Genomic DNA, 13,976 nt, shown 5'->3' with positions numbered 1-13,976 from the left:
GTGGTTTAAACATTCAGTCCTTAAGCCTAACTTATCTATTAAATTATTCATTTATAATGTTATTTAAAGATATATCCAATGAAAGTATGGTAAAATTTTCTATTATAATTATCGTAAATAAAGGGAGTCTTTTAAAATGTCAATTCGCAGTGGTATTGCAAGTTTTGCCGGTAAATCTTCTTACTGGTTCTTACACACTTTTTTGCATGGAGGTAGTTCCTTACCTGGTAAAATAACTACTAAAATCGATCCAAATATTTTATCACACTTAGGTAAGAACTATGATGTAATTGTAATAACGGGTACGAATGGAAAAACACTAACTACCGCCTTAACCGTTCAAGTATTAAAGCAAAAATACCCTAACATCTTAACCAATCCTTCTGGCTCAAATATGGAACAAGGTTTAGTTACAACTTTTTTAAAAGCTAAAAATCCTAAAACCGGACGTAATTTAGCAGTCTTAGAAGTGGATGAAGCTAATGTGATTAAATTAACAAAATATATTAAACCTATTGCTTTCGTGTTTACTAATATCTTTCGTGACCAAATGGATCGCTATGGTGAAATTTACACTACCTATCAAAAAATCATTGACGGTGTAAAACTAGCCCCAAATGCTACCATTATTGCGAACGGTGACGCTGCTATCTTTAATTCTGTCGATTTACCAAATCCAAAACTATTTTATGGATTTAAAAATGGAAGTGACGAAGATGATATCAAAGCAAAGCCTAATACTGACGGCGTCTTATGTCCTAACTGTCAAAATATTGTGCACTATCGTTACATTAGTTATGCCAACTTAGGTAAATATTTCTGTCCTAACTGTGGATTTGAACGTCCTAAGCTAGACTTTGCCTTAAACAAGATTAATGAATTAACCCCGGAATCATCCACTTTTGAAATTAATAATCAAAAAATCAAAATTGACATTGGCGGTGTTTATAACATTTATAATGCACTTGCTGCTTATTCCGTTGGTAAATTTTTAGGCGTTGAAGATAACAAAATTGCTCAAGCATTCACTAGTAATGAACGAGTTTTCGGACGTCAAGAAAAAATAAATGTTCATGGTAAAGATGTTACTTTAATTTTAGTTAAGAATCCCGTCGGCTTAAATCAAGTCATTGACATGATTTCATCCGATAAACATAAATTTTCATTTATCGGATTATTAAACGCCAACTATGCTGATGGAATTGACACTAGCTGGATTTGGGACGGTGATTTTGAACGCCTGCCAAATATGAACATTAAAAAATATATTACTGGTGGAGAACGTTATAAAGACATCACATTCCGTCTCAAAGTTGCTGGTGCCCCGTCAGAAATCCACGAAATAGAACCTAATTTAGATAAAGTAGTAGAAAAGATAAAAGATGTTCCTACTGAAAAAGTCTATATTTTAGCAACGTATACTGCCATGCTAAAATTGCGTAGTATTTTTGCCAATAAAGGTTACATTAAAGGAGGTATGGAATAATGCAATATGAATTGAACATTGCTCATTTATATGGTGATTTAATGAACACTTATGGTGACTTAGGTAATATTTTAGTTTTAAAATATTATGCAAAACAAATGGGCGTCAAAATTAATTCAAAAGTCGTAAGTCTAGATGAAGACTTTAAAGCTGACGACTATGACATTGCCGTATTTGGCGGTGGACAAGATTTTGAACAAGTAATTGTTTCTAAAGATATCCAAACTAAAAAAGCGGAATTAATTAAATATATTGAAAGCGACGGCTGTCTATTAGCTATCTGTGGTGGTTTTCAACTATTAGGTCATTACTATATTGACGCTAAAGGTGATAAAATTCCCGGAATTGGAGCTTTAGATCACTATACTGAACCCCAAGACAATAATCGTTTTATTGGTAATATTTTAATTAAGAATCCGGAAAACGGTGAAGAATATCATGGTTTTGAAAATCATCAAGGTGTTACCCATCTTGGTAAAAACGAAAAGCCATTGGGTATGGTTGAAAAGGGCTATGGTAATAATGGTCAAGATCATACTGAAGGAGCAATTTACAAAAACGTTTACTGCACATACTTTCATGGACCCATCTTAGCACGTAACGGTAATTTAGCTAAAAACATTTTAATGGAAGCGCTAAAACGTAAATATCCAGACCAAGATTTAAGTAAACCAGCTAGTCTTGAAGTCCCAGCTTCATACTAAAAAAGAGTGCGAAATCATTTCGCACTCTTTTATTTTAATCATTTAAAAAACTATCAATTATTTCTGCACGATAAGTCATGTATTTTTCATTAGGTGCTTTTGGATGAATTCGATTCGATAAGAAAATCAGTGCCTGCTTCAGTTTCGGTTTAATAACAATAAAAGTTCCCGTATAACCACCTTGCCAAATGTAAGTTTGACCGTGCTTATCTTTATCAATCGCCCAGCCAAAACTGCGTCCTAAACTTCCATTAATTGTTTGGTCTTCAAATAATTCATCAACTAAGTTAGGCGAAATAATTCCATTATTTTGGGGATTAATTAGCCATTTAACATATTTAATTAAATCATCAAGTGAGCTAAATAAGCCAGCCGAACCACAGTCTGCTTGCAAAATATTGGCTTTAGGGTCATCAACTACGCCTTGTAATAAGCCTTTATCTGGTGTGACCTCAGTTGGCACACATTGACTTTTTTCTAAAGGATTAAATGAACTATCAAACATATTTAGTGGTTCCAACACTCGCCTTTTAATTAAAGTTTGAATACTTTGTCCAGTAATTTTCTTAGCAATCAAACCTAAGAAAATAAAATTAGTATCACTATAGTTCATTTTACGGTTGATATCTTTACCAACTTTCAGGTTCAATAAAGCATCGATTAGTTCGTCATGGTTTAACTCATTACGGTGCGGAATATATCCTTCAATTCCCGAAGTATGCGTAATTAAATTTCTAATCGTAACCAATGGATATTTCCACTCTGGCAAATATAAACTGATTGAGTCATTAATAGCTAAACGTCCCTGTTCCGCTAATTGTAAAATAGCTGGAACTGTCCCCACTACCTTAGTTAAAGAAGCCAAATCGTAAATTTGATTTTCTAGCAATGGTTGTGGACTCGGCACCCATTGTTTATCGCCTAATACTCCAGACTTAATTTGCGTATTATCAATAAATGCATATGTAACCCCTGGTACAATTTTGTTTTCCACTAATTTATTAATTAATTCTAATGTATGTGTAAATTCCATCTTTTAATCACCTTGTTTATATTTTAAATTAAGTGTAAATAAAAAAGCAATCTTTTTCAGATTGCTTTTAATTATTTCAAGTCATTACCGATAAATTGTGAATTATATAGGTCAGCGTAAAAACCGTTTTGTTGCATTAATTGATCATGATTACCAGTCTCAATAATTTGACCATGATTCATTACAATAATATTATCAGCATCCCTAATCGTTGATAAACGATGGGCTACCACAAAACTAGTTCGACCTTGAATTAATTTATCCATTGCAGCTTGAATTAATGATTCAGTTCTAGTATCCACAGAACTCGTAGCCTCATCTAAAATAAGTAGTTCTGGATTAGATAAAAAGGCACGGGCAATAGTTAACAATTGACGTTGTCCCTGTGAAATATTAGATGCACTTTCATTAAGAATTGTGTTATAACCGTCAGGTAACTTTTTAATGAAAGTATCAGCATGGGCTTCTTTAGCTGCAGCATAAACTTCATCATCAGTTGCTGAGGCACGTCCGTATTTAATATTATCAAAAATAGTACCTGTAAATAGCCAACTATCTTGTAATACCATCCCAATGCGTGAACGTAATTCTGGGCGACTCATATCACGAGTATCCACACCGCTAAAACGAATCGAACCAGCTTTAATGTCATAAAATCGTTCTAGTAAATTAATAATCGTAGTTTTACCAGCTCCAGTAGGTCCTACGATAGCTACGGTGGTGCCCTTTTTAACTGATAAATTAAAATCCTTAATTAAAGGTACCGCTGGTTCATAGTTAAAGTTCACATTATCAAAAGTTACTTCATCATCAGTTTCAATGGCTGGAACGTTAGCTAGATTATCATCCATTTCAGGTTCATCTAGTATTTTAAAAATACGTTCACTAGATGCAATTGTTGATTGAATTGTATTAGTTAAATTAGCTAGATTACTAATGGGTTGATTGAACATATTAGTGTATTGTAAAAAGGCTTGAACATTACCTAGTGAAATACTACCATGTGCAACTTGAATCCCACCGATAATTGCTACAAATACGTAGTTAAGATTTTTAACAAAGTTCATCAAAGGAAAGATGAAACTAGAAATAAATTGAGCTTTCCAAGCAGCTCCGTAATATTTTTCATTTTGCGTTTCAAATTTATCAATTGCTTCTTCTTCACGATTAAAAGTTTTAATAATATTATGACCAGCAAAAGTTTCTTCAACTTGACCATTTACAGTTCCCAAATGTTTTTGTTGTTTACTAAAGTATCGTTGTGAACGTGGTGTGATTAATCCAACAATAATTGCTATCACTGGTAAAGTTGCTAAGGCAACCAAAGTTAGCGTTAGACTAATTGTAAACATCATGTATATAACACCAAAGAATAACATGATACTGGTAATAAATTGTGTTAAATTAGTCTGTAACATCGTGGAGATATTATCCATATCATTAATCATTCTGGACATAATATCACCGTTAGAAGTTTTATCATAATATGAAATTGGTAGACGTTGCATTTTTGCTTTAAAGTCTTTACGTAATTGATAAACTACCTTTTGTGAAATATACGTCATAATGAATTGCTCGGCAACGTTAAACAAGGCACCAATAATATATAGAATAGCAACTACTAATAAGATATGTCCAACCGCACTAAAGTCAATTGGAATGCTACTTAATTTAATTCCACGTTGGTTAGCCATGTAACCCTTAGTAACACCATTATAAATTTCAGTCGTAGCATTACCTAAAATCTTAGGCGTCACAATTTGTAGTATAACTGCCACGATTGATAGTACAATCACAAACGCTACGCCCCATAACCAAGGACGCATATATTTAACTAAGCGCCAGGTTGCTTTCCAAAAATTATCAGGTTTTCTCTTCTTAGCATTATCATTATCCATTATTAGCACCTCCCTTTTTAAGTTGTGAGTCTAAAATGGCACGATAGACTGGATTATTATTAGCTAGTTCATCGTGAGTGCCAGAACCGACTAATTTTCCATCACGCAATACTAGAATTAAATCAGCGTTAGCAACGGTTGAAATTCTTTGCGCTACGATTAAAGTGATTGCGTTTTGAATTTTTGCATTTTTATTCAAAGCCATTCTCAACTCTGCGTCAGTCTTAAAGTCTAGTGCTGAAAAGGAATCATCAAAGATATAAACGGAGGCGTTTTTCAAAATAGTTCGCGCAATTACTAGCCGTTGCTTTTGACCACCGGAGAAGTTATTACCATTTTGTTCAACCGGTGCATCTAGACCACCAATTTCATCGTTTACAAACTCATCGGCTTTGGCTACTTTTAAAGCCTCCCAAATTTCATCGTCAGTGGCATGCTCATTTCCATACTGCATGTTTTCTCTAATCGTTCCAGTAAATAGAACGGCTTTTTGTTGCGTAATAGAAATATTACGGTGTAACTCGGCTTGACTAATGTTTTGGATGGGTAAGCCATTTAATTTAATTTCACCACTAGTAACGTCATATAAGCGTGGTACTAAATTAACTAATGAAGATTTACCAGAACCGGTTTCTCCAATAATGGCAACCGTTTGACCACGTTTAGCACTAAAGTTAATATCTTCCAAAGCTAAATGATTGTCTTGACCATATTTAAAATTAACATGCTCAAACGATAAGCTACTTTCTTTATCAGCTAGGTTTTGGTTTCGATCATCTTCTGGATCTTTAATTGAAGTTTCTACTTCTAATACTTCATTGATACGTTTAGCAGAAGCACTAGCTCGCGGAATAAAAACAAACATAAATGATAACATCATGAAACTAATTAAAATTTGTGTTGCATACGTCATAAAAGCAACTAGATTACCTACTGCTAAGGCGTTATTAGAAATCATTTTGGCACCGAACCATACAATTCCAACATTCGTACCACTTAAAATTAAAGTCATAATTGGAAACATCAATGAAACAATCATAAAAACTTTTATTCCATTACTAGCATAGTTACGGTTTTGTCCGTCAAAACGCTGTTGTTCATATTTATCACGGTTAAAAGCACGAATAACCCGAACACCCGTTAAACCTTCACGAAAAATTAAGTTCAACTTATCAGTTTTACTTTGTAATTTTTTAAATAATGGCCCTGCAAAGGACATAATAATAACTACTACAATTGCTAGAACAATTAATGATACAAAGAAAACAATGGTTAATCGTGGGCTCTTGATAAATGCTAATGAGATTGCACCAATAAGCATGATTGGTGACATAAACATCATTCTTAAAACCTGAATCATAACATTTTGGATTTGCACTACATCATTAGTGTTACGTGTAATTAGTGATGCATCCCCAAACTTATCTAAATCTTGATCCGATAGATACATAATCTTGCGATACATAGCACTACGAATCTTTTTACCCATTTTTTGCGATTGAGTCGCTGCAAAGTAAATATTTCCAGCAGCTGCTAAAACTCCAATCATTGCCACAAATAACATCTTGAAACCTTCGCTCCAAATGTAACCAATATTATTTTTAGCAACTCCATTATCAATAATGTTGGCAGTCACCGTGGGTAAATACAAATCGCAAGCAACTTGTACAATTAAAAAAAGAACTGCAGCAATTACCGCACTCCATACTAAATATTTTTTGGATAATTTAAGCAAATATCGTCACTCCTTACTTATATATATTTTAAATAAACGTAATAGCCATTATATACTTTAATAATTTGCTTGAAAAGTATAAACTCTACTTGTGAATATTAAACACAACTAACGGGGGTAACATCATGAGCAGTAACTCTGACACGATTAGTAATATTTTATTCTATATTCAAAAAAATCCAGAAAAAGCTATTTTTAAAAGTGGTCAATATAAAAATTCCATACAAATCTTTATTCCCGACGATATTAAAATAGGTAACACTAATTTATTCTTTCCAAAAAGCAGGCTACGTGTCAATCGCATGAATACTGACTTCATGGAAAATAATAACGACTTAATTAACTATTTTTACAATTTAACTAACGATGAAGAAAATAATTACACCGAAGTTTGGGTAACCACTGGCCATATTATTAATCACCATAAATTCATCATTGATTTATCATTTGAATAAAATAAAAAGGTCTGCCGAAGCAGACCTTTTTAGAGATTGGGTATACTGGGCTCGAACCAGTAAATTGCGGATTCAGAGTCCGCTGCCTTACCAATTTGGCGAATACCCAATAAATATTACAATAAATATATTAAACTTAAATAAATATACTGTCAAATTTTTATTCAATATATAATTGAATTGACATTCGTCACTATCTTATATATAATATTGGTGTATTGTTTTATAGTTATTGCCCACTGGTCAAACTGGTTTAAGACGTCGCCCTCTCAAGGCGGAGTTATGGGTTCGAGCCCCATGTGGGTGATTCATACTAAAAAGCACTTAGCATATTGCTAAGTGCTTTTTTCGTTTCACTAGTAACTTAGAGCAAAGTAATAACATTTACGCCACTGCTTATTTAAACTTTTCACAGTTATGGTTTTCATACTACCTGACAGCGGATCATTATAGAAGAATACGCGACGATTGAAACCAACAATAATAATTGGAACAATCACATCATCATTATTTTTAATCCACAGCATAGTTGGACGATTACGCAATAGCTTACTTCTAACTCTTCGAAAAGACTTATTAGTTAAATCTTTGTAAGAACCCTTCAAGTTAACAAACAATTTAAAGAAGTGTTGGGGTGTATATATGAAATGACTATACTGACTAACATTCATATACTTATTAAAAGTATCCATATCAATATCTATTCCCGCAAAATTCAACATCATTTTAACCGCGCAAAAATACATTTCAGTATCATTAGTTTGGCTTTTTAGAGGTTCTAAGTTCAAGCGACGATAATTGTTACGTATAAATTTAAAAGGTACCCACCCCGCTCCATTAATCGAATCATCAAAATGAAACCAAGCATGTTTTTTATAAAAGCCCATTTTATTAATCATAAATTCTTTGTTGTTATCCAAGCGTTTAAATGAACGTTTTTCTTTTCTGGATTGGGTCATTTCTTGGAGACACCATTTTTCCATTCTAGAACGTTTTAATTTGATATAAAAAGGCATTAAATTTTCAAATGCTATTTCCTTATTTTTCATGGATTCATCCCTTCAATAACTAAGACGTTATATCATAACATTATAAAACAAATTAATCCCCTAATGGTGAAAAAATCCAATATCATTATAAATCCTTATCACAGCTGAACGGATTACTTTATTTTTTGGCAAAAATATGATAATATTTTTTATATACCTATTTTGGGGTCGTTATGGATTCGACGGGTATAGTTCGAATTCGAATTGCGTTCCGTAGCGGCGTCTACGTAAAAACGTCCAGTTTTTAAATTATAACTGCAAAAAATAATTCAAACAACGTCGCTTTAGCTGCCTAATAAGCAGACAACGACAATCCTCCTAGCTTCGTCTATGAGTTAGATCTGGGTTTTATATAAAGTAGACTTACGCCAACAGCTCCCACCTGAAGTTGTTGGAAGAGACTAATCAGGTTAGCTAGGTATGGTAACCCTGGAATACGGTGTTCTACCTGGTGAAATTTAAATAGTATCCCTATGAGCGTAGATATTCGGATGGCGATATGCTCGGACGCGGGTTCAACTCCCGCCGACTCCATTAGCCAACAAAAAGCTGATATAAAAGGACTTAAAAGTCTTGTTATATCGGCTTTTTTATTTAAAAAAGGTAACAATATAAACACATATAATCAAATACAATGGTAGCCAATATGGTAGCCAAAAATAAAATAATTATCGTTGGGGATTTGGTATAACAAAAGGGATGCTATTTTTTAGCATCCCTTTTGTTATACATTCAAACGTAGTGTTTTTATTACCAACAGATAAAAGTATGAAGTGTCCCCTAAGCTTCATACTTTTTGATGTTATAGTTAGCGATTCTTGCTAACTGCCTTTATTATAATGTTCAAGCCTATATACAAGTTAATATATTCAATTGAAACTTAATTTTGTTTATATTCAAATAATAATTCTAATGGTTTCCAAACATTATGATTAGTAATATCTTTATCATAAAAAGTATTACTATAAACTAATCTATTGCCATCAGGACGAACAAAAGCAAACTTCTTTTCAGGTGCAACTTCTTTAATGTAATCTTTTAAAGCATTAAATTTAGATGTAGAGTAATCATCTATATCGCTATTTTTTCCACCCTTGGTTTCTATGATATAAATTTTTCCATATATATCTTGAACTAAATAATCTGGGAAAAATCCTTCCTTTTTAGCACCATAAGCAATGGAAAAGTATTGATGTCCACGATCTAAACTACGATACCACCATTTAATATTTTCAGACTTTTCTAACCATTCCTCAAGCTGTAATTCAGGACCATATTTTCCAACACAATTAGCTTCTGAATACCCTTGATAAACATTTTTCTTTAAAACTTTTTTCTGTTTTTCCTTATCCATCAAAACTTTATAAGATTCTATTTTAGGAAAAGTGAATGGTACTTCGTCAACCAAATCAGGATTAGCATTGAACAAATTAAGATTATTACTATCCATCTCTTTAGCATCATCACGCAATTTTTTATAATTATTAATTATAAATGATAACAATTCTATATTTTTTAAAGATAGTATTGGGGGTACAAATAATCCCTCTCCACGATTACTAAAAAGTTCAACTAAGATTGCATTAACATCTCTTGGGCTAGATGTGTGAAGGTATTTTTGAATATCTTGTTCTCTATCCAGTAAAGTTAGTCTGTTCTTTTTAATGTCAAATAAACTGTTAACTTCAATGTATTTTACATGGTCGTTTTGAACATCTTTTACTAAATTATTAGATTTACCAATTTTTTGAATAATAAAATCTGAAAATACATAACCTCCGTCCATTAATTTTCTTTTATTAATAGAATTATAATTTTGTTTATCACGAGAAAGATTATATTTTTTCATTAATAAATTCCAATATGAACGGGTAGTTTCTTCAATGGTCATCTTAGATAACTCATTTGACTTTATAGATTTCAAGTGAAAGTCAGGAACATCAGGATTTAAACTATATTGCGCAATACGACAGCTACTTTTATCTTTTAGAACTTCATTGATATAATTTGTATCATTTGAAAAAACAAATGAATTATCTAGTAATTCATTATCATAATGAATTCGTTCAGGCATTCTTCTTATACGTCCAATTGTTTGTAAAGTGAACTCAACTTCCATATTTACACGTAAAGTAACTAATATTTTTGCTCTAGGAGCATCCCATCCAGTTGAAACCGCTTGTTTCATTAATAAGTAGTTAATAGGCGAATTGTTTTTTTCAATGTTTTCAATATTAAAATGATCACCTGATAACCAACGGGCAACTTGTTCTTCTTGTTGCCCAATGTCTTTTAAATAATCTTCTATACTTCCAATCAATTCTCCTCGAGCTTTCATGTATTCTTTATTTCTAGAACCACTCTTTTCGTCCGGAAGTTGTATAAGAACAAGCGGATTGATGTCTTTATTAATTTCCTGGTAAGCCTTTTTAATTTCACGACGTTTTTCGTCTGCTAAATCTAAAAAGTAACTAACCGGATTAGATACGTTATCTCCTTCATTAGCTCCAATATTCAAAATAACAGACCTAGTAATCATACCTTGACGAATAACATCTTCATCATCTACTTGAACTAGTTCATATGCTTCGCCCTTGGACTGTGGTGTAGCAGAAGTTCTAATGATTTTATCTGCAGAAAATGAGTCAATGAAAGTTTGAGTATTCGCATTACGATTTCTGTGTTCTTCATCAACAATTACTACAAAGTGAATGTTATTATAATGTGCTTCTGAAATTCTTTCAAAAACATTGGCTACCTCTCCATCCCTAGTAGCTATATTACCTTTTTTTGTAACCTGTTCCCAATTAATAAAAGTTACCGAATTATTATCAAACCCATTTGTTAAAGCATCTTGAAGCATTTGTGGCTTTACTAAACTAGATTTATTTAAAGCACTTCTATATGATTGTTCTTCTAATTCACCGTTTCCTGGAGTAAGCCAAACAAAAGCATACTCATAGTCATTAGGATTATTTTTAATAATGGAGTCCATTAAAGAAATTAGCATTACGGTTTTACCACTTCCAGTAGGCGATGAAAAAATAGTAGTTTTTTTTGAATTGGGATTAAAGAAAATATTTCTCAGCCTTGTAACTGCCAGTTCCTGAAAATCTTTTAATTCTATACCAATCATAGTCCTGCCTCCTTCATTTCCATTGCAAAAAATGTTTCTGGAATATCTATGATGTCTATGTCAACTAATTCTTTCAATAGTTCACGATTGAGCATCTTATGAGTTTGGCTTCTCATATAAATAGTTGATATTTTTGATAAATCCAGTTTATTTAAGTCATCCCTTTTATTAACTATCGCAATATCTGAACGATTTAAATCAACTCCATGTTTTAACTCTACTAATGCTTTTATATTGCTTAATAATTTTGTTTCTAAATCATCTGTATTTTTATCTATAAAATCTGTCTTAAAATATTTAAGATTCATAGGTACTTCTTTATTAATATTAACCATTCTTTGATAAGTTGTATCAATTACTTCATCATTGTTAGCAAGAATAAATCTATAGTTTCCCTTGTTTTCATTGTTTAGCTCCATAACAGATTCAGCTGTTGTTCCAGAACCTGCAAAGAAATCTAATACATTAACATTTGTTTCCTTACCACTCGTACAAGTTTCTATAAGCTGTTTTATTAAACGTTTTGGCTTTTTACCATTTTTAAATTTAACTCCTCCTTCAGATGAAAGATTCCCACCATCTGAAGAAAAACCTTTCCAAAGGTTTCCCCTTAATGTTCTTTCACCATAACTATTAAAGTAATCATCGGCTGTTCCTATTCTGTCATAATACCTAAAAATTGATACAGGATTGTTATTTTTATTAAGAATTACGTATTTGTTATTTAAACGTTTCACATGATGAGAGCTAAGAGTCGATAAATCTTCACTATTAACACTATTTAATTTATCTCCTATCCTAAAAATTCTTTTAGAAATATCTTCACTATATATCCAATTTTTAACAGTTGAATTAACTTGAATAAGCTTATTTAAACTTGGCATATCTACTTTTAAATGAGCATTTAAAAATTCATTCTTTATCTTTAGTTCACTATTTATTTTGTCAGAAAGGTTAATAATTCCTTTATCAGTATCATCAAACTTAGAGTAATGAGTATCATATCCTAAAACACTATCATATAATGGTCTTTTAATAATTTGGGTATTACCATTGCTATAAGCAAATACAAATTCAGTGGTTTTAACTACGCTTCCATTCATAGCAGCAAATCTTCTAGGACCCGCAACAGCAGATGTTTCTACATGCAAATCAGCTGCCATGTTTTTATAGCCAAATATTTCATCTAACAACAATTTGAGTTGATATCCTTCTTTGTTATCTATGGATATAAAAATTACGCCGTTTTCACTTAAAAGTTTTTTAGCAATTTTAAGTCTACGCTCCATAAAGCTAAGCCATTTAGAATGTCTAAATTTATCATCTTCATCTACAAAACTATCATTGTACTTAAAGTCCTTATTTCCAGTATTGTAAGGTGGATCTATATATATAACATCTATTTTACCAAGATGCGTTTTTTCAAGAAGATGCAAACTATGTAAATTATCTCCTTCTAGTAAAAAGTTAAAATCTTCACTATCACTATCATGTATTTTTTTACATTTATTTTCTAAAAACACTGGTATTTTGGACTTCATTTCTTCCTCAACCTTCTCTGGGTGTTCTTCCCATACAAGACCATATTTCTTAGAATTTAACATTTTACTTATTTTTTCTAGTTTTTCAATATCACTAGGATTATTAGATTCACTTATTAAATAATTCAAGTACTCAATAGCATTAAATTTTTTTTCACTTTGAGATTTATTATTACTATCTTCATTGCTCATATAAATACAATCCTTTCTATAAGAATATATTATAACAACAATACACAGTAAATAACTACCCATAATCATACTACCCATCCGCCCCCTAATCTGTTAATTTATGCATAGTAAAACTGTATATTAGGCAATGGGCTAAGGAGTTGCCAATATTCTAGCAGGTGGCGTTTATAATTAATTAAATAAGCTAAAGGGCTATCAACTATTAAGCTACCAGCACACCTTGTGGTGCTGGGTTAGAATATTTGATAGCCCTTTTAATATTCACATGAGTTCAGTAATTCGCCACCTGCTAGAATATTCATGGCGGATTAGCCCATTGCCCTCTCCTATTCATAAGTAATTAACAAATAACAGATTAGGGGGCGGATGGAGAGTTTAACAGTTTGTCCCATATTTATAATAAAGTGGGACAATTAGTATTTACAGCTACATCATCGCATTTATGAGTGCTAATCAATATGAAGTGTCCCTTATTGTAATTCATAAGTGGGACGGACTGAAACCCCTATAATATAACCTTTATAAGCATTGTGTCCCATTTGTCCCACTACTTTTCAACTTCTTTATATATATTAATATATATACAAACTCACTTCCGTGTATAGAGTTATATATTTATGGGACAAGTGGGACATAAGTGTAATAAAAGCAGTAATAACAATATTTTAAGCTGTCCCACTTCTATAATCAGTAATGGGACACCCTTAGCCTATATAACCTTTCTAATCATTGTTAAATCAGTATGTA

Annotated in this window: 9 protein-coding genes, 2 tRNA genes and 1 other RNA gene; 5 read left to right on the top strand and 7 right to left on the bottom strand. The window is 32.0% G+C overall.

Annotated features, from left to right (window positions below):
- Positions 1 to 136: 136 nt before the first annotated feature.
- Together FD06_RS05890 and FD06_RS05885 are read left to right on the top strand one after the other, a co-directional pair.
- Positions 137 to 1,486, top strand: coding sequence for a Mur ligase family protein (locus tag FD06_RS05890; protein WP_056966725.1), 1,350 nt, complete (start codon positions 137 to 139; stop codon positions 1,484 to 1,486).
- Positions 1,486 to 2,190, top strand: a complete 705-nt coding sequence (locus FD06_RS05885; RefSeq protein ID WP_056966723.1) for a type 1 glutamine amidotransferase — start codon at positions 1,486 to 1,488, stop codon at positions 2,188 to 2,190. The genes FD06_RS05890 and FD06_RS05885 overlap by 1 nt, the downstream gene beginning before the upstream one ends.
- Before the next feature lie 34 nt (positions 2,191 to 2,224).
- On the opposite strand, the gene FD06_RS05880 is transcribed toward FD06_RS05885, so the two are convergent.
- The 3 genes from FD06_RS05880 to FD06_RS05870 all read right to left on the bottom strand — a co-directional run bounded on the left by FD06_RS05880 (position 2,225) and on the right by FD06_RS05870 (position 6,856).
- On the bottom strand, positions 2,225 to 3,223 hold the full coding sequence (locus FD06_RS05880; RefSeq protein WP_056966721.1) for a serine hydrolase domain-containing protein: 999 nt from the start codon (positions 3,221 to 3,223) through the stop codon (positions 2,225 to 2,227).
- A gap of 71 nt (positions 3,224 to 3,294) precedes the next feature.
- Positions 3,295 to 5,121 (bottom strand): ABC transporter ATP-binding protein, encoded by a 1,827-nt coding sequence (locus FD06_RS05875; RefSeq protein ID WP_056966720.1) that lies wholly within the window; start codon positions 5,119 to 5,121, stop codon positions 3,295 to 3,297.
- On the bottom strand, positions 5,114 to 6,856 hold the full coding sequence (locus tag FD06_RS05870) for an ABC transporter ATP-binding protein (protein ID WP_056966718.1): 1,743 nt from the start codon (positions 6,854 to 6,856) through the stop codon (positions 5,114 to 5,116). Before FD06_RS05870 ends, FD06_RS05875 begins: the two co-directional genes overlap by 8 nt.
- Before the next feature lie 125 nt (positions 6,857 to 6,981).
- Between FD06_RS05870 and FD06_RS05865 the strand changes: the two genes are divergently transcribed.
- Positions 6,982 to 7,311 (top strand): hypothetical protein, encoded by a 330-nt coding sequence (locus FD06_RS05865; protein ID WP_054657008.1) that lies wholly within the window; start codon positions 6,982 to 6,984, stop codon positions 7,309 to 7,311.
- 36 nt (positions 7,312 to 7,347) lie between these two features.
- Here the strand turns inward: FD06_RS05865 and FD06_RS05860 are convergent.
- A tRNA-Gln gene (locus tag FD06_RS05860) sits at positions 7,348 to 7,420 on the bottom strand.
- A 124-nt stretch (positions 7,421 to 7,544) separates the two neighbouring features.
- Here FD06_RS05860 and FD06_RS05855 point away from each other — a divergent pair.
- Positions 7,545 to 7,618: transfer RNA gene (locus FD06_RS05855), tRNA-Glu, on the top strand.
- 49 nt (positions 7,619 to 7,667) lie between these two features.
- Here the strand turns inward: FD06_RS05855 and FD06_RS05850 are convergent.
- On the bottom strand, positions 7,668 to 8,360 hold the full coding sequence (locus FD06_RS05850; protein ID WP_054657009.1) for a cysteine peptidase family C39 domain-containing protein: 693 nt from the start codon (positions 8,358 to 8,360) through the stop codon (positions 7,668 to 7,670).
- A gap of 164 nt (positions 8,361 to 8,524) precedes the next feature.
- Between FD06_RS05850 and ssrA the strand changes: the two genes are divergently transcribed.
- Positions 8,525 to 8,897, top strand: a transfer-messenger RNA (tmRNA) gene (gene ssrA / locus FD06_RS07530).
- 343 nt (positions 8,898 to 9,240) lie between these two features.
- Here the strand turns inward: ssrA and FD06_RS05845 are convergent.
- On the bottom strand, positions 9,241 to 11,496 hold the full coding sequence (locus tag FD06_RS05845; protein WP_056966716.1) for a DEAD/DEAH box helicase: 2,256 nt from the start codon (positions 11,494 to 11,496) through the stop codon (positions 9,241 to 9,243).
- Positions 11,493 to 13,229, bottom strand: coding sequence for a site-specific DNA-methyltransferase (locus FD06_RS05840; protein WP_056966713.1), 1,737 nt, complete (start codon positions 13,227 to 13,229; stop codon positions 11,493 to 11,495). The genes FD06_RS05845 and FD06_RS05840 overlap by 4 nt, the downstream gene beginning before the upstream one ends.
- Between the last annotated feature and the right edge of the window lie 747 nt (positions 13,230 to 13,976).

The sequence above is a fragment of the Apilactobacillus ozensis DSM 23829 = JCM 17196 genome (genome assembly GCF_001435995.1).
GTDB classification, from domain to species: Bacteria; Bacillota; Bacilli; order Lactobacillales; family Lactobacillaceae; genus Apilactobacillus; species Apilactobacillus ozensis.
This window is presented reverse-complemented; position numbering and strand designations above follow the sequence as displayed.